The following is an 18,815-nucleotide window of genomic DNA, read 5'->3' as shown; positions in this document are numbered from 1 at the left end:
CGCTAAAAAAGTGAAACGTGGGAACGGGAATACAATGCCTATCGGAAACAGTCTTTTGTTTTAAAGTTGATGAATCATACAGGAAAATAATGAAAAGATGTCGAATGTTTTAGATTATTCACTCTTGATGAAACGGAATGTGACAATGAAAATATGAAACTTAATCTTAAGAACCTGTCATTATTCAATAAAATATTGTTGTTTTCATACATGATTACCACAATTGTAGTCGTATTGATTATGGGGACAAGTTTTCACCTTCAATCTAAGCAGCTTAAAAATCAAATGGCTGACAAGGTTGAGGATGTGGCAGGAATCTGGTCAGCAACAATTGATCCAGACGATATAATCAAAGCAGATTATCACAGGAAAGAAAAAAACCCATCAAGCGAACGGCTTGAGACACTCCTGACGCTGGTGGGAGAGAAAAGCGCTTCTTTTCTGGGGGCGTATATTATATTGCCTGAAGAATATCAAAACCAGAAGGTATTCGTACTGGCAGCATCAGACCTTTATAGCGAGTACTCCTTCGAATCACTGATGTTTTATGACGCGGGCAATGATTTTATATCAGCTTATCGATCTTCACTAAATCAGAAGAAAGTAACAAGTACTGATATTTTTACAGACCAGTATGGATCATGGATTTCATCCTTTGCCCCAATAATTGATAACAATGGAAACGTAGTAGCGATTTTGGGGGTAGATGCGAATGCATCAGTCATCAAGGATAATCAAATTGAAATCTTGTTCCTGGTCTTACTGGAGATGGCAGCCATTTTAGCTGTTGTGTATGTCATTTTATATTGGGGCCTTAAAAAAGTTATGAAACCTGTTGATGACTTGTTTTTTGGGATTAAGGAAATCAGTTCAGGCAATTTTTCGGTGGTGCTGCCTGTCCGGGACCAGTCTGAATTAAGCATATTAAGTGAACAATTTAATGAGATGGCATCACAGCTCTCGCAATTGTTCAAAAGTGTATCCGCCGCATCAAGACAATTTGGCCAATCCGTGATCGAGGATGACGAATCACTTTTGTTGGGGGAAGCAATCAACACAATAGAAGATATCTTTGAACGGACAAAGCTTCAGCAGGAGCTCCAGAGGGCAGAAAAAATGAACGCAATCGGTCAGCTTGCTGCTTCTGTGGCCCATGAAATCAGGAACCCAATGACCGTTGTAAAAGGGTTCCTGCAAATTTTCCTGTCTAAAGACATGAGTGAAGAAGAACATACATATTTAAAACTGATGATCGAGGAACTTAACAGGGCGGAAACAATCATCAATGATTATTTAAGTCTGGCAAAACCGGACGTTGGCACGCTGGAAATCATCGAAGGAAGGGAAATGGCTGAGCAGGTAATGGATCTAATGAGCTCTTATGCCATGATGTCAAAAAACATTTCCCTGCACACGGAAATAAAGGAGCAGGTAAATATCAAAGGGAACAAAAGTGAATTAAAGCAGGTATTGATCAATATCCTGAAAAATGGGATCGAGGCGATGAATAGTGGTGGAAAGCTGAGCATGACCCTTGAAAAACAAGGGGGTTTCGGAGTCTTTATTATTGAGGATACAGGAATCGGCATGACAGCGGAGGAACTCTCCAGGCTTGGCACGGCTTTTTATTCTTTGAAGGAGCGGGGAACAGGCATGGGATTGATGGTATGCTATCAGATTGTAGAGCGTATGAAGGGACAAATTAAAGTGTCAAGTATAAAGGGAGAAGGCACCACTTTTGAAATAATGGTACCTATTTTTACGGAAAGTCCTGAGTAATATCAGGGCTTTTTAATTTTTTGCCACTACCTTCAATATAGTTATAAAAGGAGGTGCTTAGATTGGTTAAAAAAATGCTGTTTTTTAGTGATTTTGGAATTGATGATAATATTGCTGTTTTATATGCTTTCTTCAATAAGGAAATCGATCTCGTTGGTGTAGTAGCGGATTACGGAAATGTATCCAAGCAGGATGCGCTAAGAAATGCTGCCTATCTGCAAGAGCTTACGGATCGGCGTGACGTACCTGTCTTTGCAGGAGCAGAATTGCCGTTAACTGGAGATCCCCCCGAATATGTACCGGATGTCCATGGCGTTGAAGGCTTGGGACCAATAATCCCTGACATAGAAGTAGATTATACACTTGAAAACTTCCACGGTATCCAGGAAATCATTGAAAGATATCCAAATGAAATTATTATAGTGAATGTAGGCAGGCTTTCTTCTCTTGCGGCAGCCTTCATCCTCTATCCCGAGACGATGAAGAGAGTGAAGGACTTTTATATTATGGGTGGTGCTTTCAATGAACCGGGGAATGTTTCACCAGTAGCCGAAGCGAATTTCTTTGGAGACCCGTATGCAGCTAACATTGTTTTGACCCAGGCGAAACCGCCAGTAAAGATCATCCCGCTGAATGTTACCAGCGGAGCGATTGTAACACCCGCTCTGATTGATGAGCTGGATGCTTATTACCAGTCAATTGGAAGTCGAGTAGGTAAACTGGTAAAGCCTATGTTCGACTACTATTATAAATTTTATAAAGAACGGAACCCGGAATTGACTGGGGCACCTCTTCATGATGTCCTTACCTTATGGGCTCTGTTGAATGAGGATAAAGTGGTTTATCGTAATATCCCTGTAAAGGTTATCGTCAATCGGGGAGAGGCATTTGGACAGAGCGTGGGTGATTTCAGGAATACCATCTCCAAAGCCGGATTTCCAGTCCATCATGTGGCTGTTAATTTTTCTTATACAGATTTCATAAAAGATTTTTTCATCACAATGAAAAATTCCAAAAGCCATAATGGAGCACATTAAGATCGTCCATTTCACACTTCCCTCATATCTTTTTCTTTCTTCTCTCAAACTCGTCTGCTAGAATTGGATGTGGACATTATATGAGAATGCAGGTGATGAACGTGAAGAAGGTTTTTTTGCTTATCATGCTGGCTGCGATTGTCATTTTCGCTGCTGCTTGTGGGAATGGCGGGCTAAAAGATGCAAAAAATTATCCGATTGAGGATTTCACATTTACTAATCAAGATGGTGAGCAGCTTAGTAAAAAGGATTTAAAAGGAAAAGTATGGATTGCTGATTTTATTTTTACCTCCTGTGCGGATGTCTGTCCGCCAATGACCGCCAATATGGCTAAGCTTCAGGAAATGATTAAGAAAGAAAAGCTGGAGGATGTTGAAATTGTGTCATTCAGTGTTGATCCGACTGTTGACACTCCTGATGTTCTTAAGCAGTATGGTCAGAAGTTCAATGCTGATTTCAGCAACTGGTCGTTCCTGACAGGATACACTCAAGAGGAGATAGAAAAATTCGTCCTTGAAAACTTTAAGGCCCTCGTCAAGAAACCAGAAGCAGGTGATCAGGTTATTCATGGCACAGATTTTTATCTTGTCGATCAAAATGGCGATATGAGGAAATATTATACAGGCCTCAAGGAAGTACCTTTTGAACAGATAATAGAAGATATAAAAGCACTTCAATAGGCCGCATATGTGGCCTGTTTTTGTAGTATCAGGAATAAGCAAGGATCGATTGAACAAATTAATTAAAAATTAAAGCATGTTTCAACTGGTTTTTGCACTTATTGACTAGTTAAGTTGTGATAAACGCCCTCTTAGGCATTGAATGTTATAATGATGATACTTCATAGGTAGGTGATCTTTATTGATGAAAAAATTCACCCTACTTTATGTCCTTCTGTTTTTAATTTTAGGAGCTTGCAGTCCGTTTGAAAACTTGCAAAAAGGGAATTTCAATAACGTGAAGAAGACAGGGTTGGAAATAAAGGATGAATTGAAGGCCTCATTTTTCCCTAAGGAATTGCATATTGTGGCTGCTGGGGATTCCCTGACACAGGGAGTAGGAGACAGTACGAATTCAGGTGGGTATATCCCATATCTTGCTGAGCACCTTGAGAGTGAAAAAACAATCAGGAATGCAAACTTTGATAATTTTGGAGTCAGGGGAAATAGAACGGACCAGCTATTGAAAAGGCTGGGAGACAAAAATGTCCAATCATCTGTAGAGGAAGCTGACCTGATTATTCTGACAATCGGCGGAAATGATCTCATGAAGGTAGTGAAAGAAAATTTCTCCAACCTGAGAATAAATCAATTTCATAAAGAAAAAAAGGTATTTGCCGACCAGCTCCAGGAAATTTTTACGGCAATCCGTAATCAAAACCAGGAGGCTACAGTCGTTTTAGTGGGCCTTTATAATCCTTTTTTTAATTGGTTTGCCGATGTTGAGGAAATGAATCAAATAGTAGAAGAGTGGAACCGGGAAAGCAGCTCGGTAGTGGAGCGGGACGGGAATGCTTTCCTCGTTGACATTCATGATATTTTCTTGAACAGTGAAGAGAATCTTTTATACACAGATTATTTTCATCCGAATGACCGGGGTTACCAACTGATCGCGGATCGGATTTATGGACTGCTTGATGAAAAGGTCATTGACTCGATGAATGATTGAAATAAATAGCTATGGGAAGAGGAGTTACAAAGATAGATGGTAAAAAATAAATGGAAAATAGGTTTCTTTATTCTTTTAGGTCTGATGACAGCCGCCGTTTTAGTCATTTGGATTCTTATTTCTTTGCCAGCTGAGGAATCGAAGCTAGAGCCAGACAGAACTTCGGAAGTGGATGATGTCGCATTTCATGTATCGACCAATAAAAGAGACTTGAACAGGGTAATTAATCATTATTTAGAAGAAGAAGTGAAAAATAGCCAGTTTGATTACCAGGTGTTACTGACCGATGAAGTCGAATTATATGGAACGCTCCCAATCTTCAGTCAGGAGCTGGAATTGAGGCTGACTTTCGAGCCGCAGGCTTTAAAAAATGGAGATTTGATTTTAAAACAAAGATCCATATCAGTTGGAAGACTTAACCTTCCTGTTTCTACTGTACTAAAATTCGTCCGGGACAGTTACCATTTGCCTGAAGCTGTAAACATCCAGCCGAAGGAAGAAAGAGTGTATGTTTCGATGCAGAGGCTTAAACTGAAAAGCGATATTAAGGTTCAGGTAAATGAATTTGATTTGAAGAAAGACAATATTAAATTCACTTTGCTCGTTCCTGCAGATTAATGGGTGCTCTCTTGAGCGCCTTTTTGTATGTTTTTTGCTGCCCGACTGGTTTTCTGTTCAATAAAAGAATGAAGGTTTTCTGTTCAATAAAGAATGAATGGCCGGTCACCCGGCCTGTATCAACCCTGCAATAGAAGTACTTCAAGCGGTGGTTCTCCTTTGGCGGTTCCGACAGCAACAATCGTATAGGAGTTGTTGGGCTCCAGTTTGATATTTGGGATTGTAAGTACCGTATTTTTGGTGCCGGCGACTTTTGCTTCCAGTGTGACGGTCATAGGTGTAAGTGGCAGATAAGTAGTAGCCTGTTTATATGATACGTCAGGGAATATGATATCGCCATTTAACCCGGCAATATCTACTGCGGGTGCATCATGGGAAAGGTGTATAAACCTCACTTTTGTTTCCCCAACAGGGGTATGCGGGTAATCTTCAAATGTTAGCAGTCTGAGCTTATTGGCAGGTCCTGTGATTGCAGCAGTATTTATCCTTCCAGGCTCGACAGTGATTTTTTTGCTAATGAAAGTTGAAACGCTTTCTCCAGCGGGATAGATGTCAACTTGATATTTTCCTGGCTCCAGCTGCATATGACTGCTGTTATTTTTATAATCGAAATCACGGAGTACCCGGCTGCCATTTAAATAAATATCGACAGCCTTCAGCTCCGGAGAAGCATGCAAGAAGCGCAGCATCGATGGTGAAGAATTTGCTGTACTTATTGGCGAGCCATTCGTACGCATTAACTGGACAGCCTTATTCAAGTTGCGTAAATGTTTATGATAGTACAAGACATGCATGTTTGGATCAATGTATTTATAGTAGTTGGCCAATAAATCATACATGGCTGCTTTCTGCAGGTATTCATTCTGATTTCTGGTGGACATACCCCTCACTCCTAAATAAAATAGAATACTCAAATGTAAAATATGCAATTTGGGCAAAATAGGTGCGGAGCTGAAAAAGAGGTAATAAAAATATAAATAAAAGGCTTTACATAAGGAATGATTTTCCATATACTTAAATTAATTATATGAGAGGCAGGTGGAGTGCAATGAGCAGATATTTAATTGTTATTAAGATGACCGTTACTTATTGCACGTCCCACTGACCTGAGCGGAACAATCGACTATACGTCTTTTTTCTTCATGCTTATGAAACCACGGGACTGTGCATGCCTGTGGTTTTTTATTTTAAAAACATGTTGGAGGAAAAATGAATGTATAAACTTGAAAGTATCTGGATGACTGCAGAAATTATAAGAGATTTTGAGGACTATTATTTACAAGGCTACAAGCCAGGGAGGGTTGCGGTGGAGCATAAGCACAGCTACAGGGTGTGGCTCGAGGATGGAGAACACCTGTGTACACTTTCAGGTAAATTAACCTATGAAGCGAATGGCCGGGATGAACTGCCAGCGGTTGGCGACTGGGTTGCTGTGAAAGTCTCACCTGGAGAAATGCGGGGAACAATCCAGGGGATTCTGCCGCGTAAAAGCAAGTTTTCCAGAAAGGCTGCAGGCCAGGTTACAGAGGAGCAGATAGTCGCAGCAAATATAGATACGGTGTTCATTGTGAATTCGCTTAATGATGATTTAAATTTACGACGGATTGAAAGGTATCTTTTGCTTGCCTGGGAGAGCGGTTCTAATCCTGTAATAATATTAAGCAAGGCAGATTTAGATTCAGATATAGAAGCAAAGATAAAGCTTGTATCGACAGTGGCCATCGGAGTTCCCGTCATACCAGTCAGCATACTAGAAGGTACGGGAATGAATGAACTTCAACTCTATCTGGCCCCGGGCCGTACAGTAGCATTGATAGGGTCGTCTGGCGTGGGCAAGTCAAGCCTGGTCAATTACTTCACAGGATATGAAAAACAACTGGTAAAGGAAATCCGTGAAAGTGATGATAAGGGTAAGCATACGACAACACATCGCGAAATGGTTCTTCTGCCTGACGGTGCCGTTCTTATTGACACACCGGGTATGAGAGAACTTCAGTTATGGACCAGTGAGGAAGGAATAAGCGAAAGCTTTGCGGATATAGATCAGTACGCTGCCGCATGTAAATTTCGTGATTGCAGCCATGATAACGAGCCAGGTTGTGCAGTCTGGACTGCAATTAATACAGGCAGTCTCGATGAAGGCCGTCTTTCCAACTATAAAAAGCTGCAAAAAGAATTGGCTTATATGGACAGGAAAGTAGATAAAAAAGCACAAGCTGAAGAAAAAAGACACTGGAAAAATATCAATAAGGAAATTCGCCAGAAAGCAAAGCACAACCGAAAATGACCAATAGCCCCTTCTGCAGAAGGGGCTTATTATATGTAAGCTCTCTGAATGTGTTTTTTGCTTTAAAAGTTATACAATAGGGAATAAGTATTTAATAGAGTTTATTTAAACTTTAAGGAAGAGGTGGATTTATGGTTAAAGATAATCGGGAGCTTGCAACATTTGCTGGAGGATGTTTCTGGTGTATGGTAAAGCCTTTTGATGAGCAGCCGGGAATTCACAGTGTTGTTTCAGGCTATACAGGAGGAACGAAAGAAAACCCTACATATGAAGAGGTTTGCAGTGAAACAACCGGTCATTATGAAGCTGTCCAAATTACTTTTGATCCGGATGTCTTTCCGTATGATGAACTCTTGACACTATACTGGCAGCAAATAGACCCAACAGACCCTGGCGGACAGTTTTACGACAGGGGCCAGTCATATCAAACGGCTATTTTTTATCATACCGAAGAGCAGAAGCGGATGGCAGAAGAGTCAAAAAGAAAACTTGGCGAAAGCGGACTGTTCTCAAAACCAATTGCGACTAAAATACTCCCGGCAAATACGTTCTACGCGGCCGAAACTTATCACCAGGGGTATTATAAGAAGAATCCGGAAAGATATAATGCTTATCATAGTGGTTCAGGCCGGGCTGTATTTATAAAGGAACATTGGGGGGATAAAAAATGAAAAAGAATCAAGAAGATTTAAAGAGCAGGCTGACGCCCATGCAATATGAGGTTACTCAAAACAATGGTACGGAACCGCCATTCAGGAATGAATATTGGAATGAACTCAGGGAAGGAATCTATGTTGATATCGTCTCTGGGAAACCATTGTTCAGTTCCCGCGATAAATATGACGCAGGCTGCGGCTGGCCAAGTTTTACAAAGCCAATTCAAGAGGAAGAAATTATCGAAAAAGAAGACTTGAGCCATTTCATGGTCAGGACCGAGGTCAGAAGCAAAGAGGCAGATTCACATCTTGGCCATGTTTTTGATGATGGGCCTGGAGAAAATGGTCTAAGGTATTGCATCAATTCCGCGGCCATGAGGTTTGTTCCGAAAGAAAAGATGGAAGAAGAAGGATATGGCGAATATCTAAAGCTGTTCCAGGGTTAAACATAGTACAATGCAGGAAGGAATGGTAAGAATGTTCAAAAAGTTATTTGGTAAAAAAGAAGAACGAATCCAGACGATAAAGTTACTGGCACCATTAGCTGGAAATGCAGTCGATCTTAGTGCTGTTCCAGACCCTGTGTTTTCCGAAAAAATGATGGGGGACGGTTTGGCGATCGAACCTTCTGAAGGTGTGGTTGTTTCGCCGGTAGATGGAGAAATAATTCAAGTATTCCCCACCAAACATGCTATTGGAATCAGAGCAAAGAACGGAGCAGAGATTCTGATTCACATTGGGTTAGAGACAGTATCACTAAATGGTGAAGGTTTCGAGACTCATATCAAGCAGGGTGATAAGGTAGAGGCAGGGGATAAGCTTGTATCCTTCGATATGAAAGTCATCAGCGAGAAGGCTAAGAGTACGATAACCCCAATTATCATCACTAATACTGACCAGGCATCTTCCTTACAGAAACTGACAGAAGGAAATGTTGATAAGGGATCCACGCCAATACTTGAAGTGACTTTTGAATAGGAAACAGCCGCTGACTTAGTCAGCGGCTGTTTTCTTTAACTGTTCGTTCTCCATTGGTGGACGTCATGCCGCCAGATAGGATAAATTTCATCGCTTCCTCTGGCTTGACATCGAGTATTTCTATTTCTTCCTTGGGTATCAGGAAGGTAAAGCCGGCTACCTGAAATGTTTGCGGCACATAGACGGCGACATACCCTGATAGCGGCTCATAAAAGGTCTGAAGATTCTCAGCCGTAATGAACCCTAAACTTTTCATGTTTGTACCAGGAATCTTGATTAAAGCCACTTTTGAAAAGGACTTTTTTTCACCGAGAAAAGAATGCACTGTATCTTTTATGACAGAATAAATCGTTTTGACGAAAGGGATTTTCTCCAGGAGCCTGTCAACCAGCCTGATAATGCTGCCGGTAATAAACCGCGTCGACAGCCAGCCGAGGAAAGTAATCAGAATTAAAGTTGTCAGCAAGCCAATTCCTGGAATATAACTTTCTTGCAAATACGGCTTCAGCCTGTTCCCAAGCAGACTGTCTAAAAACATGAAGGTTTTATAAATTACGTAGATAACGAGAATGATTGGAACAATGGTAAGAATTCCGTTAATGAAATTTTTCAATATGTTTTTCATGGCAGCTCCTTAATTTTTTATTGCCCATAGCAGCCATCACTTTTCAAATCAGCAACTGAGATTATACAGCATAAAAAACAATAATCGCGATGACTGCTTATAGGAAGTATCATACACCTTCCCTTTGGGTAACTCTATACTATTTTTCCTCTTCAACAGAGACGATAATCGAGGAAATCTGGATAATGGATTTGTCACTTTTATTATAAGCGGATGCTTCATTCATTGCCTCAAATCGGACGGTATGAGGCCCTGAATCAAGGCCGCTCGCTATATATAAATACCGCTCCCGGGAAAACGGCCACCATGTGGATACTGTACGTACATACTCTCCGTCAATATAAACCTTCATCATTCCACCAAATTGGCTGCGGATTGCAGTCACTCCAAGAATGGAACCATCAAACTCATATTCCAAATAATCACCAGACCTCTTACTTATATTTATTCCGTTTTCGGTCAGAAATCCGGTGCGGGCAGTGAAATTCTTTTTTTCAGAAAGTGAGAATGCTTGATTCCCTGTCAAAGGTGCAGCCAATTTGGCAATCTCAGGTTTTTCATGAATATTATTCTTGATCAGCTCCAATATGGAAAAAGCATATAGCTGATATCCTTTTCCGTTAGGATGAACCATATCAGTTGTAAGCTGTTCAGTCAGCAGGCCTGATTCTTTGAAAGGAATACGCATGTCCAATGGCTTCGCACCGTAATGAAAAGAAACCCTCTTAATTGCATCAGCATATTGTTCCTGCTTTAACGGATTCTCAATGATTGTGATGATCTCGGAACCTGGATAGCGTTCCTTTGCTTTTCTGATTAGTTTTTCATAGAAGAAAGTGAATTCTTCCGGGTTCATGTATTTACGGTCATTTTCGCCAAATACAATAAAAATAAGATCGATATCCCTGAATTTCGGTGCTCTTTGCAGCTTGTATAGCCCCTCAAAGGCTGTTGCTCCGCTTTGTACGACCATATTCCGTCGTGCCCGGGATCCACTGAAATCTTTAAGAAGCACCTCTAGCTGACTGTACCATCTCAAGTCTTTTCTTTCAGCTCCAGCACTGCGCCCTATACTGTCACCTATGACTAAATAATTGATGGATGATCCGTTCGCAATTTTTTCATACACACCTAAATCTTCGGACAGGTAATGTTCTGATTGGATCGCTAAAAAAGATATGACTGCGGCTGTAAGCAAAAATAAACTGAAAAATTTTTTAGCGTTTGATTTCATTCTTGGCTGTAACCTCCGGACATCGATTGCTTTTATCACATTTTAACCCAAATTAGACTGGTATGGATTTAAATTTGCACTTAGTGGAAAAATGATTTATTAAAAAAAATAGGCTAATGCACAAACGGGTCAAGTACCCATATCATACCGTAAAGGGAAAGCAATTCAAAAACAAATGAGGAGTGGTTTTTAATGTACGGATATGATAATGCCCCAATGCCTGTAACATCCCCTATGGCAACAGCACCAACTTATGGCACTTTCTGTGGTGGGGGTTATCCATACGCAGGAGTAGCTGGAGTTGCAGGGCCAGGTTGCGGGTACGGTTACGGCGGCTTTGCTTTGATTGTGGTACTGTTCATTTTGTTAATCATCATTGGTGCTTGCTGCAGCTATAACTGGTAAAAAAACGGCATAGGACAATGAAAATATAACTTGTGGGGCTGTCTGCCAGCAGACAGCCTTTTAGTTTTCGGTTTCTATTACCGAACAATTTAAGGGTTATATTTATTTATAGTTCGTGTTTTGGTTGACGATAAAAAGTTTTTTTGTTATATTTACCATTGGTTAAGCAAAAAACTGATTGGCGGAGGATGCAATATGAAAACAAACTATGATGTGATTGTCGTTGGTGCAGGACCGGCAGGGATTTTTACTTGCTATGAGTTATCGTTGAAAATGCCTGAAGCTAGAGTTTTATTAGTAGACAAAGGTCACGATATCTATCGAAGAAACTGCCCGATTTTACAGAAGAAGATTGAGAAATGCCCGCCTCCAGCCGGAAAAAAGGATTTTGCAGGCTGCCTGCCAGCATGTTCAATCACCAATGGTTTTGGCGGTGCAGGTGCCTATTCTGATGGGAAATTCAACATTACCAGTGAATTCGGCGGATGGATGACGGATTACCTTCCCGATTCCAAGGTTGTCGAACTGATTAAATATGTAGATGAAATCAATCTAAAGCATGGTGCAACTGAAAGCATAACTGATCCTATGACAGATAAAGTCCGTGAAATCGAAAGAAGAGGTTATGCCGCTGGCTTAAAGCTGCTAAGGGCTCAGGTGCGCCACCTTGGAACGGAACAAAATCTTGAAATCTTGAAAAATATATTTGAATACTTAAAAGAGAAAGTAGAGATGGCATTCAAGACAGAAATAGAAGACTTGATTACCGAAAAAACTCAGGAAGGCCATAAGGTTATCGGTGTGGAGCTGAAAAACGGTGAAAAAATATTTGCAGATAAAGTGGTGGTTGCACCTGGCCGTGATGGTTCAAAATGGCTGACTCAGTTAATGAAAAAGAGAAGGCTTAAGATGATCAATAACCAGGTTGATATTGGCGTCCGCGTTGAAACGTCCAATGTGGTCATGGAAGAAATAAACGAACATTTATATGAAGGAAAGTTCATATTTAATACCTCAGTAGGGACCAGTGTCAGGACCTTCTGCAGCAATCCATCCGGACATGTTGTTGTCGAGAACCATTCTGGAATCATGCTAGCAAACGGACATGCGTACAAAGATCCTAAACTAGGAAGCAATAACACGAATTTTGCCTTGCTCGTTTCCCATACTTTCTCCGAACCATTCGATAAACCGAATGAATACGCACATGAAATATCACGCCTGGCCAATAGTCTATCCAACGGCGGGCTGATTGTGCAAAAATATGGAGATATTTTAAAAGGACGCAGATCAACAGAAAAAAGGATCAAAGAGGGATTCCTTGAACCAACAATGAAGGAAGCCGTACCTGGTGACTTAGGATTGGTCCTTCCATATAACACTCTTAAGAGCCTTATTGAGATGACAGAAGCCCTTAACCAGGTTACGCCCGGACTTGCTTCTGACCACACACTGTTTTACGGAGTAGAGGCAAAATTTTATTCAGCGCGGCCAAAACTGAATGACAAATTTGAAACGGAAATAAGCGGCCTGTACGTTGGCGGAGACGGAGCTGGTATCACGCGGGGCCTTGCACAGGCAAGCGCGTGCGGTGTCTGGATTGCGACGGATATAATCGAGAAATCGAAAACAAGACGAAATCCAGAGCCTGCGCTTGTATAGGTCCTGCCAGAAAATAGGAAGACCAGGTTTCGATAGACACATTTTAACATGCTTACACCCTGTCTTTTCTTTGATAAAATAAAAGATATTAAAAGAAGAGGCGGGGAAAGAATGTATGCACCTAAATTAGCGCCAGGGGATGAAATAAGGGTCATTGCACCAGCGACCAGCATGATCATTTTAAAGGAAGCTCAAGTGGAGCTGGCTGTTGAGAGAATGACAAATCTCGGCTTCAAAGTCACGTTTGGAAAGAATGCGGATGCCCATGACGAGTTTTTCAGTTCATCGATCGAGGAACGAATTGAGGACCTGCATGAGGCCTTTGCGGATCCGAATGTTAAAGGGATTTTAACGGCAATAGGCGGTTACAATTCAAATCAGCTGCTAAAATACATAGACTTTAATTTGATAGCTGCCAATCCCAAGGTCTTTTGCGGATACAGTGATATAACGGCATTACAGCTGGCAATTTATAAGAAAACAGGTTTGGTAACCTACTCCGGACCACATTTTTCTTCATTCGGCGTTAAGCACGGCCTGGAATATACCTTAAACTCTTTTTTGGAAGCAGTCACGAACGATGCGCCATTTGATATTACCCCCTCAGATACATGGTCAGATGACGCCTGGTATCTTGATCAGGAAAATCGGACATTTCATAAACAGAGTGGCTACATGGTTATCCAGGAAGGAGAAGCCAGCGGGAAATTGATTGGCGGGAACCTCTGTACAATGAACCTCCTTCAGGGCACCGAATTTATGCCTTCGTTGAAAGACAGCATCCTTTTCATTGAAGACGATGAAGAAAGCCATTCCAGGAGTTTCGACAGGGATCTTCAGTCATTGCTGCATCTTCCGGAGGCAGCATCGATAAAAGCCCTCTTGATTGGCCGTTTTCAAGAGAACTCTAATGTGACAGAAGAAGCCTTAAGGAAAATAATATCGGCTAAGGAAGAATTAAATCATATCCCCGTGATCGCAAATGTCAACTTTGGCCATGTACAGCCAATTGCAACCTTGCCAATCGGGTCATTCGCCACGATAAAAGCATCTGGGAATGAAACTGAAATCTTCATCGAACAAGAAGAATAGACAATTTTAAGACACCTGATCTGGGTGTCTTTTTTTGGTTTTTGAAAGGAATAGAGAAACTTTTCATTGAAATCTTGCAAAGTCCCATGTTCTGACAGCTTTATGGAGAAATCCCTCAAAGCTGTCAGAAGTTGAACGGAGATTGGACAGCTTTATGGAGAAATCCCTGAAAGCTGTCAGAAGTTGAACGGAGTTTGGACAGTTTTATGGAGAAATCCCTGAAAGCTGTCAGAAGGTGAACGGAGTTGGGACAGCTTTATGGAGAAATCCCTGAAAGCTGTCAGAAGTTGAACGGAGTTTGGACAGCTTTATGTAGAAATCCCTGAAAGCTGTCAGAAGTTGAACGAAGTTTGGACAGCTTTGCGAAGAAATCTCTCCAAGCTGTCAGAAGTTGAACGGAGTTTGGACAGTTTTATGGAGAAATACCTCAAAGCTGTCAGAAGTTGAACGAAGTTTGGACAGCTTTATGTAGAAATCCCTGAAAGCTGTCAGAAGGTGAACAGAGTTTGGACAGTTTTATGGAGAAATACCTAAAAGCTGTCAGAAGTTGAACGAAGTTTGGACAGCTTTGTGAAGAAAGTCCTCAAAGCTGTCAGAAGTTGAACGGAGTTTGGACAGCTTTATGGAGAAATCTCTCCAAGCTGTCAGAAGTTGAATGAAGTTTGGACAGCTTTATGGAGAAATCCGTGAAAGCTGTCAGAAGTTGAACGAAGTTTGGACAGCTTTGTGAAAAAAGCTCTCAAAGCTGTCAGAAGTTGAACGGAGTTTGGACAGTTTTATGGAGAAATCCCTGAAAGCTGTCAGAAGTTGAACGGAGTTTGGACAGTTTTATGGAGAAATCCCTGAAAGCTGTCAGAAGTTGAACGGAGTTTGGACAGCTTTATGTAGAAATCCCTGAAAGCTGTCAGAAGTTGAACGAAGTTTGGACAGCTTTGCGAAGAAATCTCTCCAAGCTGTCAGAAGTTGAACGGAGTTTGGACAGCTTTATGTAGAAATCCCTGAAAGCTGTCAGAAGTTGAACGGAGTTTGGACAGCTTTATGGAGAAATCCCTGAAAGCTGTCAGAAGTTGAACGGAGTTTGGACAGCTTTATGTAGAAATCCCTGAAAGCTGTCAGAAGTTGAACGAAGTTTGGACAGCTTTGTGAAGAAAGTCCTCAAAGCTGTCAGAAGTTGAACGGAGTTTGGACAGCTTTATGAGGAAATCCCTCAAAGCTGTCAGAAGTTGAACGAAGTTTGGACAGCTTTGTGAAAAAAGCTCTCAAAGCTGTCAGAAGTTGAACGAAGTTTGGACAGCTTTGCGAAGAAATCTCTCCAAGCTGTCAGAAGTTGAGCGAAGTTTGGACAGCTTTTATGAAGAAATCCCTCAAAGCTGTCAGATGTTGAACGGAGTTTGGACAGTTTTATGGAGAAATCCCTCAAAGCTGTCAGAAGTTGAACGAAGTTTGGACAGCTTTATGTAGAAATCCCTGAAAGCTGTCAGAAGTTGAACAGAGTTTGGACAGTTTTATGGAGAAATACCTAAAAGCTGTCAGAAGTTGAACGGAGTTTGGACAGCTTTATGTAGAAATCCCTGAAAGCTGTCAGAAGTTGAACGGAGTTTGGACAGCTTTGCGAAGAAATCCCTCAAAGCTGTCAGAAGTTGAGCGAATTTTGGACAGCTTTATGAAGAAATCCCTCAAAGCTGTCAGAAGTAGTTCCAAGTTCGGATAACTTTATGAAGATATCCCTCCAAAATAGCTCCAAGTCTGGACAGCTTTGAGAAGAAATCCCTGCAAGTTGTCAGAAGTTGCTCCAAGTTTGGACAGCTTTGTGAAGATATCCTTGAAAACTCAGCATGAGTATAAAGCCCATTCATAGATCTTCTAACTCTAGCTTCTTCACAGAAATGGGTGACCGGCTAACCCTCGCGGTAAACAAGTTTTTCCCAAGAGTCCTATGCTGACCTTCAATCACCTGGGCAGTACTGCGTAATTTTTTCATATATATGAAAGATTCCCATCTCGAGTTCATACAATTTACAGAATGTCCATTTTATTTTAATTGCGGTGAATGGAGTGAATTTATGAAGCCGTCCTACTTGATCAAACCTGCCCTCGATGTGAGCTATCCGGAGATTGACTACGGGAAAGGTATCTACCTTTTTGACAAAGATGGAAAGAAGTATCTTGATGCAGCATCCGGGGCTGTTACGGCTAATATCGGTCATGGAGTTCCAGAAATTATCCTTGCAATGCATGAGCAGTCCAAAAGAGTTTCATTTGTATACCGTTCACAATTCACCAGTGAGGCAGCAGAAAAGCTGGCTGAAAAACTTGCTGAGTCACTGCCTGGTGATCTTAATTGGAGTTTCTTTGTAAACAGTGGTTCTGAAGCTACTGAAACAGCACTGAAGATAGCGATTCAGTATTGGCAGGAGAAAGGAATCAAGTCAAAAACGAAAATCCTTTCCAGGTGGGTCAGCTACCATGGCATCACACTTGGTGCCCTCTCCATGTCAGGGCATCCAGGAAGAAGGGCGCGGTTTGTGCCATTGCTGGAAGAATTTCCTGCAATTTCGCCACCTTACTGTTATCGCTGTCCATATCAAAGTTCAGCCCCGGAATGCGGTTATTTATGTGCGATGGAACTGGACGGGGCAATCAAGAGAATAGGAGCTGACCATATTGCTGCCTTTATCGCAGAACCTGTGATTGGTGCAGCCGGTGGAGCGATTTCTCCGCCAGATGGCTATTATGAAACTGTTAAAAAGATATGTGATGAAAACAATATATTATTTATTGCTGATGAAGTGATGACAGGATTTGGCCGTACTGGGACAATGCTTGCTACAGAGCATTGGAATGTCACTCCAGATATTGTTGCGCTGGGCAAGGGGATGGGTGCAGGGTATGCGCCAATCGCAGCGACCGTGGTCAGTGACCATGTGATGGAGCCAATATGGAATGGATCCAAGGTGATTATGAGCGGTCACACCCTAAGCGCTAACCCACAATCCTGCGCAACCGCTCTGTCCGTCATGGAATACCTGGAGAATAATCAAATCTTGAAGGATGTAGAATCGAAGTCAGTTTATTTGAAAAATAAGCTTGAAAAGCTGAAAAGCCAATTTTCCTTTATTGGTGATGTCAGGGGGAAAGGCTTGCTGCTGGGTTTGGAGTTTGTCAAACTGCGAGGCAGGAAAATTCCTTTTGAGCGGAGCATCAAACTGACGGAGCTTGTTGTCAGGACGGGAAGGGATCAGGGAATTTTGCTGTATCCAGCAGGAGCAGGGCTTGATGGTCTGTCGGGCGATGCAGTCATTATCTCACCGCCGCTAACGATCACAAAGCGTGAAATTGATGACTTAATTACACTGCTGAAAACTACTTTTATGGAAGTTTATAGAATCTTAGGATTAGCTTTTGAAAATGGAGCTGAGGAGTAATGGAAAATCCATTCGGGAAAATTGCGACACTTGAGCAGGCAATGGAACATTTCTGCGACGGTATGACTTTGATGTTTGGCGGATTCGGAGGAGTCGGTTCTCCACCTGCCCTGATTGACGGCATTCTTGAAAAAGACATAAAAAATCTCGTCTTAATTGGAAATGATACAGGTTTTCCGGAAATAGGAATAGGTAAAATTGTCAGCCGCAGGAGGGCTAAGAAAGTGATCGCCTCTCATATCGGATCCAATCCAGTGGCCGGCGAACTCATGACCAGAGGGGAAATGGAGGTTGAGTTTTCGCCGCAGGGTACACTGACGGAACGAATAAGGGCGGGAGGAATGGGGCTTGGCGCCATTTTAACAGATGTTGGTGTTGATCATGAATTCGTAGCAAAGGGCAAGCAAAGGATGACTCTTAATGGAAAAGAGTATTTGATTGAACCAGCACTGACAGCAGAAGTATCCATAGTGTACGCGAAAAAAGCTGACCCTTACGGAAACCTTGTTTTCGATAAAAGCGCCCGGAATACAAATCCGCTAGTCGCGATGGCAGGGAATTTTACAATTGCGGAAGCTGAAGAAATTGTTCCGCTTGGCAGTCTGGATCCTGAAGAAATCGTGACACCAGGCGTGTTCGTGGATATGGTGATTCCATCATGTGGGGTGAATTGGAAATGGGCATGGGAATAGATGTCAGAAATAGAATGGCTAAACGAGCAGCCGAGGAGATTTATTCTGGTATGGTGGTAAATCTGGGCATAGGAATCCCTTCCCTTGTCCCAAATCACCTTACCCGGGAAACAAGGGTAATGTTTCATGCCGAAAATGGGATAGTCGGAATGGGCGAATCACCCAATAAAGGTTTAGAAGATGAAAATTTATGTAACGCTGGCGGGTTCCCGGTTACAGTCGTGGCAGGTTCCTCTTATTGTGACAGTGCTGTCGCATTTGGAATGATCAGGCGAGGACGGGTTGACCTTACAATTTTAGGTTCATTGCAGGTCAGCCGAAAAGGAGACCTTGCGAACTGGATTGTCCCCGGAAAAAAAGTGCCGGGAATGGGTGGGGCGATGGAGCTGGCACAAAAGGCCAGGAAAGTTGCCGTCCTAATGAACCATACTGATAAAAACGGGGTGCCAAAAATAGTGGAATCATGTACTTTGCCTCTGACTGCGGCCAACTGTGTCGACATGGTAATCACCGATTTGGCAGTTTTTAAGATTATTGGAGGATCTATGATTCTCTCTGAACTTTTTGCGCCATCTACCATTGCCGAAATTACCGCTAAAACCGCCTGCGATTTCTCAATTGCAGATGATCTCAGGGTTATCGAATACTAAAGGGGTT

At 41.9% G+C, this 18,815-nt stretch carries 18 protein-coding genes; 15 read left to right on the top strand and 3 right to left on the bottom strand.

Annotation, left to right across the window (positions count from 1 at the left end; genetic code table 11):
* Positions 1-153: 153 nt before the first annotated feature.
* The 5 genes from B5X77_RS18805 (at position 154) to B5X77_RS18785 (ending at position 5,102) form a co-directional block, all read left to right on the top strand.
* Positions 154-1,779, top strand: a complete 1,626-nt coding sequence (locus tag B5X77_RS18805) for a sensor histidine kinase (protein ID WP_079509457.1) — start codon at positions 154-156, stop codon at positions 1,777-1,779.
* 62 nt (positions 1,780-1,841) lie between these two features.
* Complete coding sequence (locus tag B5X77_RS18800; protein ID WP_176167375.1) at positions 1,842-2,816, top strand: nucleoside hydrolase; 975 nt, start codon at positions 1,842-1,844, stop codon at positions 2,814-2,816.
* Positions 2,817-2,911: 95 nt separating this feature from the next.
* Positions 2,912-3,496 (top strand): SCO family protein, encoded by a 585-nt coding sequence (locus tag B5X77_RS18795; RefSeq protein WP_079510302.1) that lies wholly within the window; start codon positions 2,912-2,914, stop codon positions 3,494-3,496.
* A 184-nt stretch (positions 3,497-3,680) separates the two neighbouring features.
* Positions 3,681-4,484, top strand: coding sequence for an SGNH/GDSL hydrolase family protein (locus B5X77_RS18790; RefSeq protein ID WP_079509456.1), 804 nt, complete (start codon positions 3,681-3,683; stop codon positions 4,482-4,484).
* A 36-nt stretch (positions 4,485-4,520) separates the two neighbouring features.
* The gene (locus B5X77_RS18785) at positions 4,521-5,102 is read left to right on the top strand and encodes a YpmS family protein (RefSeq protein ID WP_079509455.1); all 582 of its coding nucleotides are present in this window, start codon (positions 4,521-4,523) and stop codon (positions 5,100-5,102) included.
* Between the two features lie 119 nt (positions 5,103-5,221).
* On the opposite strand, the gene B5X77_RS18780 is transcribed toward B5X77_RS18785, so the two are convergent.
* A complete protein-coding gene (locus tag B5X77_RS18780; protein WP_079509454.1) occupies positions 5,222-5,983 on the bottom strand; it encodes a DUF4397 domain-containing protein in 762 nt (253 codons plus the stop codon).
* A gap of 332 nt (positions 5,984-6,315) precedes the next feature.
* Here B5X77_RS18780 and rsgA point away from each other — a divergent pair, with 332 nt between their 5' ends.
* From rsgA to B5X77_RS18760, 4 genes are all read left to right on the top strand, one after another.
* Positions 6,316-7,389, top strand: coding sequence for a ribosome small subunit-dependent GTPase A (gene rsgA / locus B5X77_RS18775; protein ID WP_257391858.1), 1,074 nt, complete (start codon positions 6,316-6,318; stop codon positions 7,387-7,389).
* 131 nt (positions 7,390-7,520) lie between these two features.
* The gene (gene msrA / locus B5X77_RS18770; RefSeq protein ID WP_079509453.1) at positions 7,521-8,060 is read left to right on the top strand and encodes a peptide-methionine (S)-S-oxide reductase MsrA; all 540 of its coding nucleotides are present in this window, start codon (positions 7,521-7,523) and stop codon (positions 8,058-8,060) included.
* Positions 8,057-8,491 (top strand): peptide-methionine (R)-S-oxide reductase MsrB, encoded by a 435-nt coding sequence (gene msrB / locus B5X77_RS18765; RefSeq protein ID WP_079509452.1) that lies wholly within the window; start codon positions 8,057-8,059, stop codon positions 8,489-8,491. The genes msrA and msrB overlap by 4 nt, the downstream gene beginning before the upstream one ends.
* A 31-nt stretch (positions 8,492-8,522) precedes the next feature.
* Positions 8,523-9,023 (top strand): PTS sugar transporter subunit IIA, encoded by a 501-nt coding sequence (locus B5X77_RS18760; RefSeq protein WP_079509451.1) that lies wholly within the window; start codon positions 8,523-8,525, stop codon positions 9,021-9,023.
* Between the two features lie 19 nt (positions 9,024-9,042).
* Here the strand turns inward: B5X77_RS18760 and B5X77_RS18755 are convergent, their stop codons facing one another.
* Positions 9,043-9,648: a DUF502 domain-containing protein gene (locus B5X77_RS18755; RefSeq protein ID WP_079509450.1), complete on the bottom strand. Its 606-nt coding sequence runs from the start codon at positions 9,646-9,648 to the stop codon at positions 9,043-9,045.
* Between the two features lie 139 nt (positions 9,649-9,787).
* Positions 9,788-10,882, bottom strand: a complete 1,095-nt coding sequence (locus tag B5X77_RS18750; RefSeq protein ID WP_079509449.1) for an SGNH/GDSL hydrolase family protein — start codon at positions 10,880-10,882, stop codon at positions 9,788-9,790.
* Positions 10,883-11,116: 234 nt separating this feature from the next.
* Here B5X77_RS18750 and B5X77_RS18745 point away from each other — a divergent pair, with 234 nt between their 5' ends.
* From B5X77_RS18745 to B5X77_RS18720, 6 genes are all read left to right on the top strand, one after another.
* Complete coding sequence (locus B5X77_RS18745) at positions 11,117-11,287, top strand: YjcZ family sporulation protein (RefSeq protein WP_079510300.1); 171 nt, start codon at positions 11,117-11,119, stop codon at positions 11,285-11,287.
* Positions 11,288-11,482: 195 nt separating this feature from the next.
* Positions 11,483-12,949: an NAD(P)/FAD-dependent oxidoreductase gene (locus B5X77_RS18740; protein WP_079509448.1), complete on the top strand. Its 1,467-nt coding sequence runs from the start codon at positions 11,483-11,485 to the stop codon at positions 12,947-12,949.
* A gap of 111 nt (positions 12,950-13,060) precedes the next feature.
* Positions 13,061-14,041, top strand: coding sequence for a S66 family peptidase (locus B5X77_RS18735; protein WP_079509447.1), 981 nt, complete (start codon positions 13,061-13,063; stop codon positions 14,039-14,041).
* A 1,985-nt stretch (positions 14,042-16,026) separates the two neighbouring features.
* Entirely contained in the window at positions 16,027-17,466 is a 1,440-nt protein-coding gene (locus tag B5X77_RS18730) for an aspartate aminotransferase family protein (protein ID WP_373887823.1), read from the top strand.
* The gene (locus B5X77_RS18725) at positions 17,466-18,158 is read left to right on the top strand and encodes a CoA transferase subunit A (RefSeq protein WP_079509445.1); all 693 of its coding nucleotides are present in this window, start codon (positions 17,466-17,468) and stop codon (positions 18,156-18,158) included. The genes B5X77_RS18730 and B5X77_RS18725 overlap by 1 nt, the downstream gene beginning before the upstream one ends.
* Complete coding sequence (locus tag B5X77_RS18720; RefSeq protein WP_079509444.1) at positions 18,143-18,808, top strand: 3-oxoacid CoA-transferase subunit B; 666 nt, start codon at positions 18,143-18,145, stop codon at positions 18,806-18,808. Before B5X77_RS18725 ends, B5X77_RS18720 begins: the two co-directional genes overlap by 16 nt.
* The last annotated feature ends 7 nt before the right edge of the window (positions 18,809-18,815 follow it).

It is taken from the genome of Mesobacillus jeotgali (genome assembly GCF_900166585.1).
GTDB lineage: Bacteria > Bacillota > Bacilli > Bacillales > Cytobacillaceae > Mesobacillus > Mesobacillus jeotgali_A.
Note: the sequence above shows the minus strand (reverse complement) of the source record. Positions and strands in the feature narration are given on the sequence as shown.

Excerpts from the sequence above, each read along its gene's own strand:
- B5X77_RS18805 (WP_079509457.1), top strand. The coding sequence starts at position 154 with ATGAAACTTAATCTTAAGAACCTGTCATTATTCAATAAAATATTGTTG.
- B5X77_RS18795 (WP_079510302.1), top strand. The coding sequence starts at position 2,912 with ATGAACGTGAAGAAGGTTTTTTTGCTTATCATGCTGGCTGCGATTGTC.
- B5X77_RS18790 (WP_079509456.1), top strand. The coding sequence starts at position 3,681 with ATGAAAAAATTCACCCTACTTTATGTCCTTCTGTTTTTAATTTTAGGA.
- B5X77_RS18785 (WP_079509455.1), top strand. The coding sequence starts at position 4,521 with ATGGTAAAAAATAAATGGAAAATAGGTTTCTTTATTCTTTTAGGTCTG.
- B5X77_RS18780 (WP_079509454.1), bottom strand. The coding sequence starts at position 5,983 with ATGTCCACCAGAAATCAGAATGAATACCTGCAGAAAGCAGCCATGTAT.
- rsgA (WP_257391858.1), top strand. The coding sequence starts at position 6,316 with ATGTATAAACTTGAAAGTATCTGGATGACTGCAGAAATTATAAGAGAT.
- msrA (WP_079509453.1), top strand. The coding sequence starts at position 7,521 with ATGGTTAAAGATAATCGGGAGCTTGCAACATTTGCTGGAGGATGTTTC.
- msrB (WP_079509452.1), top strand. The coding sequence starts at position 8,057 with ATGAAAAAGAATCAAGAAGATTTAAAGAGCAGGCTGACGCCCATGCAA.
- B5X77_RS18760 (WP_079509451.1), top strand. The coding sequence starts at position 8,523 with ATGTTCAAAAAGTTATTTGGTAAAAAAGAAGAACGAATCCAGACGATA.
- B5X77_RS18755 (WP_079509450.1), bottom strand. The coding sequence starts at position 9,648 with ATGAAAAACATATTGAAAAATTTCATTAACGGAATTCTTACCATTGTT.
- B5X77_RS18750 (WP_079509449.1), bottom strand. The coding sequence starts at position 10,882 with ATGAAATCAAACGCTAAAAAATTTTTCAGTTTATTTTTGCTTACAGCC.
- B5X77_RS18745 (WP_079510300.1), top strand. The coding sequence starts at position 11,117 with ATGGCAACAGCACCAACTTATGGCACTTTCTGTGGTGGGGGTTATCCA.
- B5X77_RS18740 (WP_079509448.1), top strand. The coding sequence starts at position 11,483 with ATGAAAACAAACTATGATGTGATTGTCGTTGGTGCAGGACCGGCAGGG.
- B5X77_RS18735 (WP_079509447.1), top strand. The coding sequence starts at position 13,061 with ATGTATGCACCTAAATTAGCGCCAGGGGATGAAATAAGGGTCATTGCA.
- B5X77_RS18730 (WP_373887823.1), top strand. The coding sequence starts at position 16,027 with ATGAAAGATTCCCATCTCGAGTTCATACAATTTACAGAATGTCCATTT.
- B5X77_RS18725 (WP_079509445.1), top strand. The coding sequence starts at position 17,466 with ATGGAAAATCCATTCGGGAAAATTGCGACACTTGAGCAGGCAATGGAA.
- B5X77_RS18720 (WP_079509444.1), top strand. The coding sequence starts at position 18,143 with ATGGGCATGGGAATAGATGTCAGAAATAGAATGGCTAAACGAGCAGCC.